This is a genomic window from uncultured Pseudoteredinibacter sp. (assembly GCF_947502065.1).
In the GTDB taxonomy this organism is placed as follows: domain Bacteria; phylum Pseudomonadota; class Gammaproteobacteria; order Pseudomonadales; family Cellvibrionaceae; genus Pseudoteredinibacter.
In genome coordinates, this window is the sequence record NZ_CANMYE010000007.1 from 111,579 (window position 1) to 127,885 (window position 16,307).

Sequence of the window (16,307 nt, forward strand, 5' to 3'; positions counted from 1 at the left end):
AGGACAATGGCTAAGATTTTACGCACAACGCTGCTTTTTACCGCAATAGCAGTTTTCGCGATTGCAGGCTATGTGGTTTATCAGATGTGGCGCTATGAGCTCTTCAAGGCGCCTGTTTATGAGGAAGTTCCACCTACCCTGCCAGTAATGTCGGGTGGAAGCAAAGTATTGGTGTTTTCGAAAACCAATAGCTTTCGACATATAGAGGCGATCCCAGCTGTAGAATCTCTGTTTAAAAACTTCGCGGATAAACATGATTGGAGTCTTTTTATCACAGAAAATGGAGCGATACACCAGGCTGATTTATTGGATAAATTTGATTTAGTTGTTTGGAATAATGTCACCGGCGATGTGTTGACAGAGGAGCAACGTGAAGCTTTAAAAAATCATATGGACGGTGGCGGCAGCTTCCTTGCGCTACATGGTACTGGCGGTAATGAACATTACGATTGGTCTTGGTTTCCTAAGCATTTGATAAAAGCTCAGTTTATAGGGCACCCAATGTTCCCGCAGTTTAGAGACGGCACCTTAACAATCGAAGATAGAAGTCATTTCGTAACTAAGCATTTTTCGGCAAGCAAAGCTTGGCATGAAGAATGGTATAGCTTTGATAAAAGCCCAAGAGACGAAGTAACAGTACTCATTAGTGTTGATGAGACAGAGTACGATGTGCCAGATTCTTTAAAAATGGGTAAGGATCACCCTTTGGTCTGGCATCACAAGGTTGGTAAGGGTACGGTGTTTTTCAGCGCGCTTGGCCACTTAGCGGAAGCCTATGAAGATGAAGAATATAAAACCTTATTAGAGCAAGCATCAATCTGGCTTTTGGATCAATAAAATTTCTAGGGCTAAGTACTTACTTAGCCCGCTTTATTGTGCTTCCACAGCCACAATGAAAATGTCAGAAAAAGGCCAGCTGCGATTGCACTGAGCTCAAAATAATCCCACCTTGGATAATAAGCCGAAGCTGCCTTGATTGCAGCGTATAGATAATATAGTGGCTCAAAGCTCAAGCTGTGATATAGATTCAATAATAGTGAGCTAGTCGAAGGTAATAGGAATAATAAAAACGAGCTCAAAAGAGCACCATATATTCCTGGTCGAACCCAATCTGTCATAAATCCCCCTTTTATTGCATAAGCAAATTTTACGCAGTTTAAGCCAGTTTGTCATAAATAATTCATGCATTGCCTAGGCAACATCATTCTTTTAACGCCCGTCTAATAAGCGTTGAAGTTATGGGTTTTTGTACTACACCTTAAGAAATAAGGTGCAGAGTAAAGTAAAAGCTCGGCCGATTGATTAGTTAGAAAAAGTGGACACTGCAATGGAATACTTTCCAATAATGCTTGAAGAAGACTTTGAGCAAACTTATCCAGAAATACACCGAGAAGTCTGCGAAGTCTTAGGTATGGGTTTTGTGCCCAATATCTTTCGTTGTTTAACCAATGTTAGTCCAGAGCTTGCATTGGCTTCTTGGGGAATGGTGAAAAATAACCTGTGCAGTGGTGAGCTTTCGCGAGTAAGTAAGGAAATTTTGTTTTCCTATATCGCGTTTAAACGAAATTGCCAGTATTGCCATGTGGCACATCATGCAATGGCTCTAAAGTTTGGGCATGATGATCAGGGCATTATTGAAATTGTGAATGATATCAATACGGTTCGAAATCCCGTTCTTAAAAGCGTTCTTCAGTTTGCGGATATTTGCCTAGAAAAGGATTTTAACGCCACTGTCGACCACTATGAGGAATTGGAAGATATAGGATTAGAAAAAGAAGAAGTCATTGAATTAATCGGAATGGTGTCCTGTTCCCTCTATATGGTTAATCTAGCCGATAGCTTATCCGTAGATATTGACAAGCGCTTTACTGACTACACCGAAAATGCGGCCTAGCATTAAGCTAGAAAGGTAATTCTGTGACTATTGAAGCGTCGCCAGGAAAAAATGGCACTGAGTCTATCTTGGAGGCTGTAGCTACCTTAAGCGATGAAAACCAAGCGAGGGGTAACGAGGCGGTAGAGGCAGCGCTTCGCAATTCTAGCCTACTAGATCTGAGCGATATGATCAGTGTGGATAGTAATTTCAATCGAGATTTGAAGTTTATTCACAAGAATGTTCGCTTTTCTATTGATATTCATAATCTGTACCTCCTTCGTCAAACGCGAGGTATGTACTGGGAGTATAAATGTGTTCTCAAGCAGCACCGTTTTTGTCGAGAAGAAGGCTGGAAAAGAGTACCCACTAGCCTGAACAATCGAGTGGAAGTACTTGTCGGCATGAGGTTGCGCATAGCCGAACATGCTGCTGCAAACGATGGCGAGCGAGAGCCTCTTTTGCAGGAGCTTTTTGGTTCTTCTAATATGCATTTCGAGAGCTTTCGCTATGACCGAGGGGGCGTACTTTTCACGCCTAGCGACGAGACCCTATATACTGAATTCGATAAAAGCTATCTCAGTAATATCGCCTCTATTATTTCCTTTTGTGTAGAAAAAGATTCCTCTGGCCGCTTTTTAGCGGATGTCTATCAGCACTTACAAAATACCGCAGATCAAGTTAAGGCGGCTAATGAGGAAGATGTTTCAGCTTCGATTCCAACCGCCTATTTGGAAGAAAGCTCCGGCCTTCCTAATCAGGCAGGTTTGCTTCGATTAATGCATCATCTTATTGATAGTGCATGCGAAAAATTTTACCTGGTTGTTCTTTCTATCGATAAGTTCGCTTATTTTTGTAATTTATTTGATAGTGAGACCAAGCAAAAACTGCTGGCTAAGACAGTCGCAAGAATACAATCAGTGCTTGGCCAAAATAGTAGCCTATCTCATATTGGTCATAGTGAGCTGGCCTTTATTGTTTTGGATACTGATGAATCCTCTGTGGTGCAGTCCATACATGAGATCACAAATGCCTTTTCAGAAGATGTACAGGTTGATGATGTTCAAGTTCGTTTTGAAATAAGCGCTGGCTTGTGTTCATTTCCTGATTGTGAACAGTCTGCTGAAACGCTATTAAAGATGGCTAATGTCGCTCTTTATCGTGCAACACAAAAAAGCAGCGAGCGTTTAGTTGCCTATCGTAAAGGCATGGAAAACACCTTGCGCTTACATGTCGAGCTTGGTCGCTCCATAAGGCAGGCCATAGATCGAGATGAATTTGAGGTTTTCTTTCAGCCGATTGTGGGGGCAGAAGAAGGTTCAAAAGTGTGCCACTTCGAATCTTTGGTGCGATGGATTCATCCTGTCGAAGGCATGATATCCCCGGTGTTATTTATTGAAATTGCTGAGGCTAGTGGTGATATTATCCATCTTGGATATTGGGTGGTAGAGCGAGTTTGTCAGCACCTGGTAAAACCAGAGGTGCCCAGCGATATCCAGGTTTCTATTAATCTATCACCAGTGCAACTTCGCGAATCCAAGCTGGCCGATAGAATGCTTGAGATTTTGCAAAAGTACGGGGTGTCGGCTGAAAGAATCAGTTTCGAAATTACCGAGACCGCCGCAATGTTAGACCCATCACTGACTCGGCAGCGGTTTGATGAGCTAAACCGAGCGGGCTTTCAATTATCGGTGGATGATTTCGGTACCGGCCACTCATCCTTAAGCTACCTATTAAACTTTTCTTTTAAGTATCTGAAAATTGATAAAAGCTTTATCGACCAGAGTGGCACTGACGAAGGATATGCAGTCATAGCAGGCGGCATGATCAATATGGCACATCAATTAGGTATGACGGTCATATGTGAAGGTATTGAGACTCAGGGCCAGCGGGAAATGGTGAGGCGTTGGGGCGCAGATTACATTCAAGGTTACTTAATCGATAGGCCAAACCCAATAGATTACTACTATCAGAAATGATAACGACGAGCCATTGCGCATCAGAGTGTAGTTTTTTGAAGATCTAGGTGACAAATTTAGGGTGTGAGTAAGAAATAGCTTACAATGTTAATGATAATCATTATTATTAACTCTAGCTGATAGGTGACTGTCAGCTGGAAGCGGCTTATGCCACTTCTCCTTATCAGGCTAATCACGGTTGTCGGCCATCTTCGGGTGGCCGTTTTTTTGCTCTTCGGCAATTATCTGCTGCTTTAAAATTCAAAGCGCAAATTTTAGGCTGACACGTTTGTCGGTTCTTATGTGCGCTACGTTATAGCGTAGCTGCGAGGGCGAGTGTATCCCAAGCCCTTACCCTTTGTTAATAAAATTCATCGATACCCAGTATTTGTTCTATACATTCGATAGATGATCGAACCTAATGGCGGAAATTTGTACAGAGTGAGCCGCAATCCTATTTAAATAAAAATAATTATCATTAATGCTTGCAATACAAATGAGAATCGTTATTATTGTAACCGTTGTCGCTAAGGCGGCAACTTGAAGCGGCTTTTCGAGTCACTTCTCCTTATCAGGCTAATCACGGTTGTCGGCTACCCTCGGGTAGCCGTTTTTTTTGGGGGTCAGACCCCATTCTTAATTAGAAAGTCTAAACTGAGTAGCTCAGCTTTTTATTTGAAACGGGGTCTGACCCCAATGGCGAGCCCCCCTATTAGGTGCAAGGACTAGTATCTAGGCTATAGCTTACTTGTACTCTAACCCCTTGAGCTGGATTGCTTGTTTCTTTTGTTATTGTCAGAAGCTCACTTGAGCCCCAGCTATCCATATCATTAAAGATATTACAGTATGATTCCCTAATGGCATTTAGCTCTTGATTGCTGAGGCGCTGTTTATTTAAGTGTTCCTTATTGATCTCAAGATGCTCCTGACACGTTTTTGCGTGAGTAAAGGTCATCTCTCCATATGAATTGTTCTCGTAATAAAGCAAAGAGATTTTAGCTTCAGCGTCACCAAATGCTAAACAGAAATTGCTCATCGATTGGACTGGGAGGAGTATTTTTTCCCATGCATTGCCATTTAGCTCACTACTATTGGTTTGATAGCTCAAAAGTAGCGATAAAGATATGAGGATGGTTCTAAGCATTGAGGTGCCAGCTTCGTTTCACTATTGGGGGCTAGTATGGGGTCAGACCCCTTACTAAATAAGAAAGCCTATGTTGATCAAATCGTTTGTTTTTTAAACTGGGATCTGACCCCGTGGTTTGCCCAGGGGTCTCAGCAAGGGTTTTTATCAAATCGAAATGTTATCTTGGTAGCACTGCCATCTTCAGTTTCATGGGAGCTCAGTGTTGAGTAAAAACCATTGTCAGCACCTAAGCCACTGAGTGCGTTGTATAGGTGGCAATAAGCCGCACGCATATCGGCTAGGTTGATCTCTTGTTTCAGCTCATCTTTGGTTTGAGTGGGCTGCATTTTTAGATAGGCTGAGCAGCTGCTCGTGGATTTAGTGCTTTCCCCGTTGTTATTGGTGCGGGCGACTTCGAGTTTAATATCATCGGCAACATCGTCAAAAGCAAGGCAATACCCAAGAATGGATTTTTTAACTTCTTTATCTAGAGCTAATGTGCCTGCGTGGATATTATTTATGCTAACGAAAACGAGCAAGAAAGCGGCTAAATGAGCTAATGATTTTTTCATTTCTTCCCTTAAGTGAAAATAATTTGGGAAGATCATAATGAAAAAGGTCAGAATATAATATGGCTCAAAGGTAGGAATCTTTAGCTTCAGAGTGGTACGGGGTCAGACCCCATCTTAAAAGAGAATCCCTAAACCGAATGAATTGTTTTGCTTATTTGAGGCGGGGTCTGACCCCTTGTCAGCGGTTGAAGCGGGCATTTAAAGCCGCACTTCAACGCCTTGGTCTCGCATAAATTGCTTGGCTTCGGGCACGCTGTATTCACCGAAGTGGAAAATACTGGCGGCGAGTACGGCATCGGCTTTGCCGAGTTTTACGCCGTCTACTAAATGTTGCAAATTACCTACGCCGCCTGATGCGATTACCGGTACGTGAACCGCTTCGCTGATGGCAGAGGTGACGTCAAGATCGAAACCATTTTTCATGCCATCTTGATCCATACTGGTTAATAGAATTTCACCAGCACCAAAGGCAGTCATCTTTCTAGCCCATTCAACCGCATCAATGCCGGTAGGCTTGCGGCCGCCGTGAGTGAAAATTTCCCAGCGCTTGGGCTCGCCTTCAGCGCTGACACATTTTGCATCAATGGCTACAACAATACATTGAGAGCCAAAACGGTCGGCGGCTTCTTTTACAAAGTCGGGATTAAAAATGGCTGCCGAGTTAATGCTGACCTTATCGGCACCGGCGTTAAGCATAGTGCGGATATCATCGACAGTACGAATACCACCACCTACCGTAAGCGGAATGAATACTTCGCTGGCAATCTTCTCTACCGTATGTACAGTAGTGTCACGGCCCTCATGGGTGGCCGTGATGTCTAGAAAAGTGATCTCATCCGCGCCCTGCTCGTTATAGCGCTTGGAAACTTCTACCGGATCGCCAGCATCACGAATGTCCACAAACTGCACGCCTTTTACCACGCGGCCGTTTTCTACATCCAGGCAGGGAATAATGCGTTTTGCTAAAGCCATGGGAAACCTTTTAAATAAATAGCAGCTTATTGATCGCAGTAGTTTTGTGCTTCGGCCATATCCAAAGTGCCTTCATAAATGGCACGCCCGGTAATAGCACCGCAAATACCTTTATCGGCAACTTCTTTTAACGCGCGGATATCATCCATGTTTGTTACACCGCCAGAGGCAATGACTGGAATGCTAGATGCTTGCGCCATGGCTACAGTCGCTTCCACATTAACACCTTGCATCATGCCGTCACGAGCGATGTCGGTATAAACGATTGAGCTTACGCCATCTTGCTCAAAACGCTTAGCCAGCTCGGTGGCTTTAACTTCAGAAACTTCGGCCCAGCCATCGGTGGCCACTAAGCCATCTTTCGCATCTAAGCCAACAATAATATGGCCAGCAAATTGTTTGCACATTTCGCTAACAAACTCTGGCTCTTTCACCGCCTTAGTTCCGATGATGACGTAATTCACCCCGGCATTTAAATAATACTCAATGGTCTCGGCGCTGCGAATGCCACCACCAATTTGAATCGGTAGCTCTGGGTGCGCTTTGGCAATTGCGGTGACTACATCACCATTAATTGGCTTGCCTTCAAAGGCACCGTTTAAATCGACCAAATGCAAACGACGACAGCCCTGCTCTACCCACTGGGTGGCCATGGCTGCTGGATCGTCAGAAAAAACGGTCGAGTCTTCCATCAAGCCCTGGCGTAAACGCACACAGGCGCCATCTTTTAAATCAATTGCTGGAATAATTAACATGCTATGGTTCTCGTATATTTGTTATGCGCCAGTATTCCACTGACTAAAATTCTTTAATAACTGTAAGCCATTGCTGTGGCTTTTTTCTGGGTGAAATTGCACCGCGACTAAATTATCTTTGGCCAATACGACATCAAATTCCAAGCCATATTGGCAGCGGCCAATCACAAGGTCTTTATCTTCACTCTTGGCGTAGTAGCTGTGCACAAAATAAAAATGGGCATTATCTTCAATGCCATGCCAAATAGGGTGGTCAGCTGTCTGGCTGACGGTATTCCAGCCCATATGAGGCACCTTCAAACGTTCACCGTTTTCAGTTAAATCTTCGCCGAAAAATTTTACTTCGCCAGGTAGTTGATTAATGGCTTCTACCCCACCATTCTCTTCACTGTGCGTCATCAAGGCTTGCATGCCAACACAAATGCCCAGTACCGGTTTGCCACTGGCAATTAGCTCAGGCACTAAACGGTGAAAGTTCAAGCGCTTAATTTCTGCCATGCAGTCGCGCATCGCGCCAACGCCCGGAAAAATAATTCGCTCAGCGTTAGCGATCACCTCGGCCTCGCTGCTGATCACAATGTCGTGATTAGGGGCGACATGTTCTAAGGCGCTGGCGACGGAGTGAAGATTACCCATGCCGTAATCAATAACGGCGATTGTTGCTTTGCTCATGGTTTAGATTTCAATACTTTTTGTTCGGCGCAGTGCCGGGGTTTCGGAGTCAGAGCTTATCGCTACGACCCTAATTAGTTCTCTTTACAGGTTGCACGATGTAGAAGGTGTGAGCAGGGCACAGTGGCTAGAGGCGTCTTTCGCAGGGATGCGAAAGGTCGAGCCTACAGGGATGTATTCACGGCGACCTCTAGCCACTGTGTCCTGCTCACGCCCCTGCACTATCTATACCTACGAACCCTAACTATCCAGCTTCAAAGTCTATAAACTACCCTTAGTAGAAGGCATCATTCCCGCCATCCGCGGATCTGTCTCTAAAGCCATGCGCAAGGCACGACCAAAAGCCTTATACACCGTCTCAATCTGGTGATGCGCATTTGCACCGCGCAAACAATCAATATGCAAAGTCACCTGAGCGTGATTCACAAAACCATGGAAGAACTCACTAAACAGCTCAGTATCAAAAGCCCCAACACGCTTTTGCGTAAATGGCACATTCATCACCAAACCTGGGCGACCAGAGAAATCGATAACCACCCGGCTCAAAGCTTCATCCAAAGGCACATAAGCATGGCCATAGCGGCGAATGCCCTTTTTATCGCCCACAGCCTGAGCAATAGCCTGGCCCAAAGTAATACCGATATCCTCAACCGTATGGTGGTCATCAATATGGGTATCACCATCACAAGTGATATCAAGATCGATCAGACCATGGCGGGCAATCTGATCCATCATATGTTCTAAGAAAGGAACCCCAGTATCGAACTGACCCTTGCCAGTCCCGTCGAGGTTGAGGCTTACACTAATCTTGGTTTCTAAGGTGTCGCGCTTAACGCTGGCACAACGATCGGACATCTCGCGATCCTCTTTATCTAAATTGTTCTGTGCTGCTACTTCATTTTGCTATGGCTTTCACCGACTCAAACCCGCCCGAGCCCGCGAAAAGAGGGCGGATTATAGCCTTTCAGCCCCCGTGTACCAAGGAAGATATCTGCGAGCTTATGCTGTGAAATGGTCAAAATACGGGTTTATTGGTGGTTTACCAAACTAATTGAGTTGTTATAACATAACAGAATGAATATCCCTGTGCGTAAAACAATTCCCCAATCGATCTGGCTGCTAGTGCTTGCCAGCGTATTGCTGTGGGGCCAGATTGTTAATGCTCAGCATATTCACCTAGATCATCACGCTCCCCATGAGTGCATGAGCTGCCAACAGCTCAGTGCTTCCGACGCCCTTGCTTCCACAGCCTACTGTCCTCCATTAAGGCCGCTAAGCGACAAGCCACTTGCGACCGAGCTAACGACTGCCAAGCAAGAGCAAGCTCAAAATTTTGCTATTCGCGCCCCGCCAAGAAACTAAAGCTCATCGAGCTCCTATGGCTTAAATAACCATGGCCAAGCCCTGTGCTTGCGGCCATCTAACTACCGTGCGCTCCGCACCTGAACGATATTTGGAAGACCCATGAAAAAGCGTCCACTATGCTCAGCCATCGCCATGGCGAGCACTTTAATGATTGCAAGTGCTAACTTACATGCAGATGCAGCAAAATCAGGCAAACAACATGAGGAGCACAAGAGCACCATTGAAGAAGTGATCGTCAGTGCTTCACCACTTGATAAAAGCCATTCTGACAATACTCGTCCAGCGGCTATTCTCAGTGGTGACGAATTGCGTCGGCAGGCGGCATCAACCTTGGGTGATACCTTAAAAGGGCAGCTAGGTGTGGCAAGCGCATCATTTGGCCCAGGTGTCGGTACGCCAGTTATCCGTGGCCAGCAAGGTAATCGCGTAAAAGTAATGCAGGACAATCTAGATACACTAGATGCTGCAAATTCCTCTTCAGATCACGCCAATGCCGTTGAAGCACTCTTAGCAGAGCGTATTGAAGTGCTGCGCGGCCCGCAAACTTTGCGCTATGGCAGCGGCGCGATTGGTGGTGTGATTAATATCATCGATAACCGAATTCCGTCGACTGTGCCCAATGAAATCAATGGCACCATCGAAACCCGTTACAGCAGCGTTAACGAAGAGAGTGCCACAGTATTTAAACTGGAAGGTGGCTCTGGCAACCTGGCTTGGCACCTCGATGGCTTGTACCGCAGTAGCGATGATGTGGAAATTCCAGGTTTTGCAGATATCCATGGCGATGAGCACCCAGAAGATACAACTAATGGCTTTATCGAAAACAGCGACAGCGAAAGTAAAAACCTTACCGCTGGCCTAAGTTGGGTTGGTGATGATGGCAGCTTTATCGGCTTTAGCGTAAGCCGCTTAGACAACGAATACGGCATACCTGCCGGTGCTCATGCCCATGAAGAAGAGGAAGATCATCATGATGAAGATGAGCATGATCACGAAGAGGATCATGAAAACGAGCATGAGGACGAACACGAAGAAGACGAGCATGGTCACGGTGAAGCTCCAGTACGTATCGACATGGAGCAAACTCGTTACGATATCAAGGGGCAATTTTTAGCGCCAATTACAGGCATAGAAAAAATGACCCTGCGTATGGGCTATGTGGACTATCAGCATAAGGAGTTAGAAGGCGTTGAGGTGGGCACAGTGTTCGATAGCGAGGCCTTTGAAGGTCGAATCGAATTGGTGCATGACCGCTACATGGATGGTAAGGCGCGTGGTGCTTTCGGCTTGCAGTTCTTAGATAAAGACTTTCAGGCGGTGGGCGCCGAAGCTTTTATCCCTGGCAGTGACACGCAAAGTGTCGGTGTCTTCTTAGTTGAAGAGTGGGATTTAGATAGCTGGTTGATCGAAGCGGGTGCCCGCCTAGAGCGCACCGAAGTAGATGCCCAAGGTCACAACAGCGTCGATTTCAATACCCACAGCTTAAGCTTGGCTGGTCAGTACCGTTTTAGTGATCAGCAACAGTTGAACATTGTACTGAGCCGCGCCCAGCGAGCTCCTTCTGTCGAAGAACTTTTTTCAGATGGCGTGCACGTAGCGACTCAAAGCTACGAGCTTGGTGATGCCAATCTTGATGAAGAGACCAGCCAGAATATTGAATTAGGCTACAAATATCATGTGCCTATGGGGAGCGACTATGTAGAAATTGATCTCGGTGTTTTCTACAACGACATTAGCGATTTTATCTACCGTGATAACACAGGTGGTATTCGTGAAGAACAGCCTTTGTTCCAATACCGCCAGCAAGGCGCAGAGTTCTCAGGTGTAGAGGCCAAGGTAACCTTGCCGGTATACCGTAACAACGGGAATAGCTGGGATATTCAATTATTCGCCGATAGTGTTCGCGCAGATCTTGATTCTGGTGAAGACGTGCCGCGCATCACTCCACGCCGTCTAGGTTTGCAATTTGATTACCATGGCGCTATTGCCGGTAACGCTTTTGATGCCAAGTTGCGTTACACCCATGTGGCAGAGCAGGATAAGCCGGGTCGTAATGAAGAGGCGACTGACAGCTACAAGCGTTTGGATGCCAGCATGAATTACCGCGTAGAAAGCGGTATGGGTGAATGGACGGTATTCCTACGTGGCGATAACTTGCTTGACGAAGAAATTCGTAATGCCAGTTCCTTCCTGCGTGAAATCGCACCGGAGCCAGGCCGTGGTGTAACCATTGGCGCGCGCTACGCATTCTAATTTATTCCGATGTGCCTGTCAGAGCCCGCCCTTAGTTAGGTGCGGGCTTTTTTTCCTCAAGTTTATCTTTTCGCTATCCAGCGGCATCTTTAGTAAATCACGTTTCTAATTGTGAATTCTTTGTGAATTTTCGACACTCAAAAAGCAAGCTGAGATTCTGAAACTTGCCTATGGCTTATGGAATTAATGCTAAATGCCCTGTTTAACGGGCTAAACTGCAGCAAAATGGCGTTGAAAAATTCATCTTGTCGAAGTTTTGTAAAGTTAGCCATATCAGCCGATGTCGACTCGCTTTTTTGTGTCGAGCTATTCCTCTAAACTCGCTGCCTATTCCAATACTCAAAACAACAGTGAGCAGCTTAGATGCGCAAAAGAGTTCTTTCTATCGCCATTGTGGCGGTTTTTGCCGTAGCCATTATTCTTGTCAGCATTAATCCGCCTTCCGCTAAACGTCGTGGTGGTAAACCGCCTGCGGATATAGCGGTTGATACGCAGTTGATTCAAGCTGCTCCATATACCATCAAATTAGACAGTTATGGATTGATTCGTCCGCGAACCCAGAGCCAACTGCTGCCGCAAGTTTCGGCTCGGGTAAGCTGGGTTAGCCCGCAATTCCGTGCTGGTGGCTTTTTTGAACAAGGTGAAGAGTTATTGCGCCTGGACGATAGAGACTATCAGGTCGCCTTGATACAGGCTCAAGCAAATTTAGCGTCAGCTCAGCAATTGCTAAATGAAGAGCAGGCCAGAGTAAAACAAGCAAAAGCAGACTGGCGTCGTTCCGGTAAAAATGGCGCTGCTCCTGACATTGTAATTCGCAAGCCCCAGCTGATGGCAGCGCAGGCCAACTTAAAATCTGCACAGGCCAGCCTAGATCAGGCCAGGCTTAATGTGGAGCGCACCCATATTAGAGCACCGTTCGCCGGGCGAGTATTATCCAAGTCAGTAGATTTAGGCCAGTTTGTAAATAGTGGCACCACCCTCGCAACGATATATGGTGTTGATACTATCGAGGTGAGGTTGCCAATAAAAAGTCGTGATCTAGCTTTTGTGGACCTACCCGAACGTTACCGATTTAATCAGAGCCCCCAGGAAAAACCCGCGGTTGAGTTTATCTCAACGTTAATTCGCCCCGAGCACTGGTTCGGGCAGGTGATTGAAACCGAGGGCGCGATTGATTCTGGTAGCCGCCAGTTGTATGTCATTGCCGAGATTAAAGACCCTTATGGGGCAGCTGCTCTCAGTGATGGCGATCGAGCAAAAGCACCGTTAAAAATTGGGCAATATGTACAGGCAAAAATAACCGGACGAACACTTACTGATGCGATAGTGATTCCTAATCGAGTCATTTACCAAGGCAGTTATGTTTATGTAGAACTCGATGGAAAACTGCAGCGCCGAGATATACACATTGCTTGGCAGAATGAAACAGAAGCGCTTATTAGTGAGGGCTTACAGTCTGGCGACAAACTTATCATGACCAGCTTAGGGCAATTGCCATCTGGAACCGCGCTAAGATCGGTGAAGGATAAAGCTGGGCCGAAAAAACAAAATGCAACACGTCGAGTGCCCAATGGCGCTGCTAAGGCAGAGCGAAAAGCCAAAAGCCGAGGTGAATCATGATTGCTTGGTTTACCAAAAACCACGTTGCTGCCAACCTTTTAATGGTCATTATTGTTATTGCTGGCGTGGTTTCCTTAAAGACGCAAATACCCTTGGAGATCTTTCCGAGTGTAGAACCCAATATGATCAATGTGTCGGTCAGTTTGCGAGGTTCAAGCCCAGAAGATGCTGAACAAGGTTTAGCGATGCGGATTGAAAACGCAGTGGCCGATCTAGAGGGTATTAAAGAGCTGAGCAGCCGATCGGTAGAAGGTGGTAGCACCGTTAGCATTGAAGTTGAGGACGATTACGATCCGCGTGAATTGCTGGCAGATGTGAAAGCACGAGTCGATGAAATCAATACCTTTCCAGTTGAAGCGGAGCAGCCGATAGTTGCACTGGCGATTCGTAAGCGAGAAGTTATCACCGTCGCCGTTTCAGGTAAGTTAAGCGAGCAAGAACTGCGTCGTTACGCTGAGAAGGTTCGCGATGATTTATTGCAGATCCCTGGCATTACTCAACTAGAGTTAGTGGGTGTTCGTAATTATGAAATGACCTTAGAGGTCAGCAAAAATACGCTAAGAGAGTTTGATCTTACCTTAAATGATATTGCCGGAAAGGTTGGCGATGACTCATTAGATCTATCGGCAGGCAATGTAAAAACAGATGCAGGCGAGATCTTAGTGCGATCAAAAGGGCAAGCTTATGTGCGTGACGAGTTTGAAGGCATTCCAGTAAAAACCAACAGTGATGGCAGTGTTATTCCATTAGGCAGTGTGGCCAATGTTCGTGATGGCTTCGAAGAGACGCCATTACGCAGCCGTTTTAACGGCGAGCTGGCGGTTATGATTGAAGTCTATCGTGTTGGTGATCAAAGCGCTATTGAAGTCGCCGAGAAAGTACGTGAGTACATAGCAGCCCAGCAAGATCGCTTGCCACATGGTTTAGCACTAAGTTACTGGGATGACGATTCAGAAATCGTAAAAGGCCGCTTAAGTACTTTGCTAAGTAATGCCATGCAAGGTGGCATACTGGTATTGGCATTACTGAGTTTATTCTTGCGCCCTTCAATTGCGTTTTGGGTGTTCCTTGGGATTCCCGTGAGCTTTATGGGCGCATTTATATTAATGCCGTTCTTTGGTGTCACGCTAAATGTAATGTCTTTATTCGGTTTTATTTTGGTGCTGGGTATTGTTGTCGACGATGCGATCGTAACCGGGGAAAATGTGTATAGCCACCTTGAGCGAAGCGACAGTGGCTTAGAGGCTGCTATTCAAGGTACACGTGAAGTGGCCGTGCCGGTGACCTTTGGCATTTTAACTACCGTTGCTGCATTTATGCCGATTGCCTTTATGGAAGGTCGCCGAGGCGCTTTCTTTGCACAGATTCCATTTATTGTGGTTCCGGTTCTTATATTTTCATTAATCGAATCAAAATTTGTATTGCCAGCCCACTTGAAAAATGTTCGTTTTAAAAAAGAGCCGGGTCGTATCTCCCGCTGGCAGCAGAACTTTGCCAAGGGTTTTGAACGCTTTATATTGACTTCCTATAAGCCAATGTTGGCTGTTGCTTTGCGCAACCGTCTAAATACTTTACTGCTGTTCTGTGGAGTATTTGGGCTAATTATGGCCCTGATTATGACAGGCTGGACACGCTTTGTATTTTTCCCAAGAATTCAAAGCGATACCGCCAGAGCGTCGGTGGCAATGCCTGCCGGCACAGCATTCGAAGTTACCGATCAGGTTGTTCTGAAAATGGTGAATGCTGCGATCAGTATTCAAGACCGCTATCGTGATGAGGCTAGCGGTGAAAGTGTGGTGAAGAATATTTACTCCAGCACTGGTCATAGGGGCAGTGCTGAAAATGGCAATGTGCGTTTTGAGTTGGTGCCATCGCAGGAGAGGGGCCCTGATTTAAGTACGGCACGTTTAGTAAGAGAGTGGCGAGCTTTGATTGGAGAAATACCAGGAGCTGAATCACTAACGTTTCGTGCAGAAATCGGGCGCAGTAGTGACCCAGTTGATGTGCGCTTGAGCTCCAACAATGTCGCTGATCTAGAGCAAATGGCTGAGCAGTTAAAGCAACGCCTCGCAACATACCCCACGGTTTTTGATATTTCGGATAACTTATCCGATGGTAAGGAAGAGTTGCGCCTAGAGCTAACTCAACAGGCGAAAACGCTCGGTATCAGCCGCAGCCAAATTATCCGCCAAGTAAGGCAGGGTTTTTTCGGAATCGAAGTGCAGCGTATTCAACGTGGGCGTGACGAGGTTCGTGTTATGGTTCGCCTACCCGCTGATGAGCGGCGCGCAATTAGCGATTTGCGTAATATCGATATTCAAACCCCCGCCGGTTTAGTGCCTTTAGATGAGCTTGCCCGCCTTGTGCCAGATAGAGGGGCATCGGCGATCTATCGTATTAATCAGCATCGCACAGCAAGCGTGATAGCGGATTTCGATAAAAATAATACCAATGCCACGGTGTTATACCGAGATCTAGGCGAGTTTTTAGACGAGCTAAGTGCGCAATACCCTGGGGCCAGTTATAGCTTGGTGGGTGAAGCCCAAGAACAACGCGACTCTTTTTCGTCTCTTGCTATGGGCTTGGCCTTAGTTTTATTTGCTATCTATGCTTTGTTGGCGATTCCCTTTGGTTCCTACTCGCAACCATTTATTGTAATGTCGATTATTCCCTTTGGTGCGATTGGTGCGATTGTTGGCCACTGGATCATGGGCATGGATTTAACCATTATGAGCCTGTTGGGCTTGTTGGCTTTGATCGGTGTTGTGGTGAACGATAGCCTTGTATTGGTGGAGTTTTGCAATCGTCGTAGGCAGGAACTGGCGGCAACTATGCCATCAGCTGAAGCACTTATGGAGTCGGTATTGCAAGCGGGTGCGGCACGCTTTCGCCCAGTGATGTTAACCTCTCTAACCACTTTCTTAGGGCTAATGCCATTGTTGTTTGAAAAGGCGGTGCAAGCTCAGTTCCTAATACCAATGGCGGTTTCTCTGGGCTTTGGAATTTTATTCGCCACCCTGGTGACATTAGTTTTAGTGCCGGTGAATATTCTATTACTTGAAAGTGCCAAGCTGTGGTTTCGTAGTGAACAAAAGGCTCCGGAGGGAGCCTTATAGATCGAGCTGATGTAGGCAATGAGCC

Annotated in this window: 13 protein-coding genes; 7 read left to right on the forward strand and 6 right to left on the reverse strand. The window is 46.0% G+C overall.

All coding sequences use genetic code 11. The features are described from left to right. Positions 1-6: 6 nt before the first annotated feature. The 3 genes from Q1A41_RS16495 (at position 7) to Q1A41_RS16505 (ending at position 3,852) form a co-directional block, all read left to right on the forward strand. The gene (locus tag Q1A41_RS16495) at positions 7-837 is read left to right on the forward strand and encodes a ThuA domain-containing protein (RefSeq protein WP_299981209.1); all 831 of its coding nucleotides are present in this window, start codon (positions 7-9) and stop codon (positions 835-837) included. Between the two features lie 490 nt (positions 838-1,327). Beyond that, the gene (locus tag Q1A41_RS16500) at positions 1,328-1,894 is read left to right on the forward strand and encodes a hypothetical protein (protein WP_299981211.1); all 567 of its coding nucleotides are present in this window, start codon (positions 1,328-1,330) and stop codon (positions 1,892-1,894) included. Between the two features lie 23 nt (positions 1,895-1,917). Continuing rightward, on the forward strand, positions 1,918-3,852 hold the full coding sequence (locus Q1A41_RS16505; RefSeq protein WP_299981214.1) for a bifunctional diguanylate cyclase/phosphodiesterase: 1,935 nt from the start codon (positions 1,918-1,920) through the stop codon (positions 3,850-3,852). 691 nt (positions 3,853-4,543) lie between these two features. Here Q1A41_RS16505 and Q1A41_RS16510 read toward each other — a convergent pair. From Q1A41_RS16510 to hisB, 6 genes are all read right to left on the reverse strand, one after another. After that, a complete protein-coding gene (locus tag Q1A41_RS16510; protein ID WP_299981216.1) occupies positions 4,544-4,975 on the reverse strand; it encodes a hypothetical protein in 432 nt (143 codons plus the stop codon). A 131-nt stretch (positions 4,976-5,106) separates the two neighbouring features. After that, on the reverse strand, positions 5,107-5,529 hold the full coding sequence (locus tag Q1A41_RS16515) for a hypothetical protein (protein ID WP_299981218.1): 423 nt from the start codon (positions 5,527-5,529) through the stop codon (positions 5,107-5,109). Between the two features lie 198 nt (positions 5,530-5,727). Then, the gene (gene hisF, locus Q1A41_RS16520; protein ID WP_299981220.1) at positions 5,728-6,501 is read right to left on the reverse strand and encodes an imidazole glycerol phosphate synthase subunit HisF; all 774 of its coding nucleotides are present in this window, start codon (positions 6,499-6,501) and stop codon (positions 5,728-5,730) included. A gap of 26 nt (positions 6,502-6,527) precedes the next feature. Continuing rightward, complete coding sequence (gene hisA / locus Q1A41_RS16525) at positions 6,528-7,256, reverse strand: 1-(5-phosphoribosyl)-5-[(5-phosphoribosylamino)methylideneamino]imidazole-4-carboxamide isomerase (RefSeq protein ID WP_299981222.1); 729 nt, start codon at positions 7,254-7,256, stop codon at positions 6,528-6,530. 21 nt (positions 7,257-7,277) lie between these two features. Next, complete coding sequence (gene hisH / locus Q1A41_RS16530; RefSeq protein ID WP_299981224.1) at positions 7,278-7,928, reverse strand: imidazole glycerol phosphate synthase subunit HisH; 651 nt, start codon at positions 7,926-7,928, stop codon at positions 7,278-7,280. Between the two features lie 261 nt (positions 7,929-8,189). Then, positions 8,190-8,783 (reverse strand): imidazoleglycerol-phosphate dehydratase HisB, encoded by a 594-nt coding sequence (hisB, locus tag Q1A41_RS16535; protein WP_299770358.1) that lies wholly within the window; start codon positions 8,781-8,783, stop codon positions 8,190-8,192. Positions 8,784-9,002: 219 nt separating this feature from the next. On the opposite strand from hisB, the gene Q1A41_RS16540 reads away from it, so the two are divergent. The 4 genes from Q1A41_RS16540 (at position 9,003) to Q1A41_RS16555 (ending at position 16,282) form a co-directional block, all read left to right on the forward strand. Further along, positions 9,003-9,290 (forward strand): hypothetical protein, encoded by a 288-nt coding sequence (locus Q1A41_RS16540; RefSeq protein ID WP_299981226.1) that lies wholly within the window; start codon positions 9,003-9,005, stop codon positions 9,288-9,290. A gap of 102 nt (positions 9,291-9,392) precedes the next feature. Further along, on the forward strand, positions 9,393-11,546 hold the full coding sequence (locus Q1A41_RS16545; protein ID WP_299981228.1) for a TonB-dependent receptor: 2,154 nt from the start codon (positions 9,393-9,395) through the stop codon (positions 11,544-11,546). 363 nt (positions 11,547-11,909) lie between these two features. Further along, a complete protein-coding gene (locus Q1A41_RS16550) occupies positions 11,910-13,166 on the forward strand; it encodes an efflux RND transporter periplasmic adaptor subunit (RefSeq protein ID WP_299981230.1) in 1,257 nt (418 codons plus the stop codon). After that, positions 13,163-16,282, forward strand: a complete 3,120-nt coding sequence (locus Q1A41_RS16555) for an efflux RND transporter permease subunit (RefSeq protein ID WP_299981232.1) — start codon at positions 13,163-13,165, stop codon at positions 16,280-16,282. The genes Q1A41_RS16550 and Q1A41_RS16555 overlap by 4 nt, the downstream gene beginning before the upstream one ends. The last annotated feature ends 25 nt before the right edge of the window (positions 16,283-16,307 follow it).

What these genes read in the sequence shown, in the direction of transcription:
- Q1A41_RS16510 (WP_299981216.1), bottom strand. Translation starts at nt 4,975, where the DNA reads ATGCTTAGAACCATCCTCATATCTTTATCGCTACTTTTGAGCTATCAA.
- Q1A41_RS16545 (WP_299981228.1), top strand. Translation starts at nt 9,393, where the DNA reads ATGAAAAAGCGTCCACTATGCTCAGCCATCGCCATGGCGAGCACTTTA.
- hisF (WP_299981220.1), bottom strand. Translation starts at nt 6,501, where the DNA reads ATGGCTTTAGCAAAACGCATTATTCCCTGCCTGGATGTAGAAAACGGC.
- Q1A41_RS16500 (WP_299981211.1), top strand. Translation starts at nt 1,328, where the DNA reads ATGGAATACTTTCCAATAATGCTTGAAGAAGACTTTGAGCAAACTTAT.
- hisA (WP_299981222.1), bottom strand. Translation starts at nt 7,256, where the DNA reads ATGTTAATTATTCCAGCAATTGATTTAAAAGATGGCGCCTGTGTGCGT.
- Q1A41_RS16495 (WP_299981209.1), top strand. Translation starts at nt 7, where the DNA reads ATGGCTAAGATTTTACGCACAACGCTGCTTTTTACCGCAATAGCAGTT.
- Q1A41_RS16555 (WP_299981232.1), top strand. Translation starts at nt 13,163, where the DNA reads ATGATTGCTTGGTTTACCAAAAACCACGTTGCTGCCAACCTTTTAATG.
- Q1A41_RS16550 (WP_299981230.1), top strand. Translation starts at nt 11,910, where the DNA reads ATGCGCAAAAGAGTTCTTTCTATCGCCATTGTGGCGGTTTTTGCCGTA.
- hisH (WP_299981224.1), bottom strand. Translation starts at nt 7,928, where the DNA reads ATGAGCAAAGCAACAATCGCCGTTATTGATTACGGCATGGGTAATCTT.
- Q1A41_RS16540 (WP_299981226.1), top strand. Translation starts at nt 9,003, where the DNA reads ATGAATATCCCTGTGCGTAAAACAATTCCCCAATCGATCTGGCTGCTA.
- Q1A41_RS16515 (WP_299981218.1), bottom strand. Translation starts at nt 5,529, where the DNA reads ATGAAAAAATCATTAGCTCATTTAGCCGCTTTCTTGCTCGTTTTCGTT.
- hisB (WP_299770358.1), bottom strand. Translation starts at nt 8,783, where the DNA reads ATGTCCGATCGTTGTGCCAGCGTTAAGCGCGACACCTTAGAAACCAAG.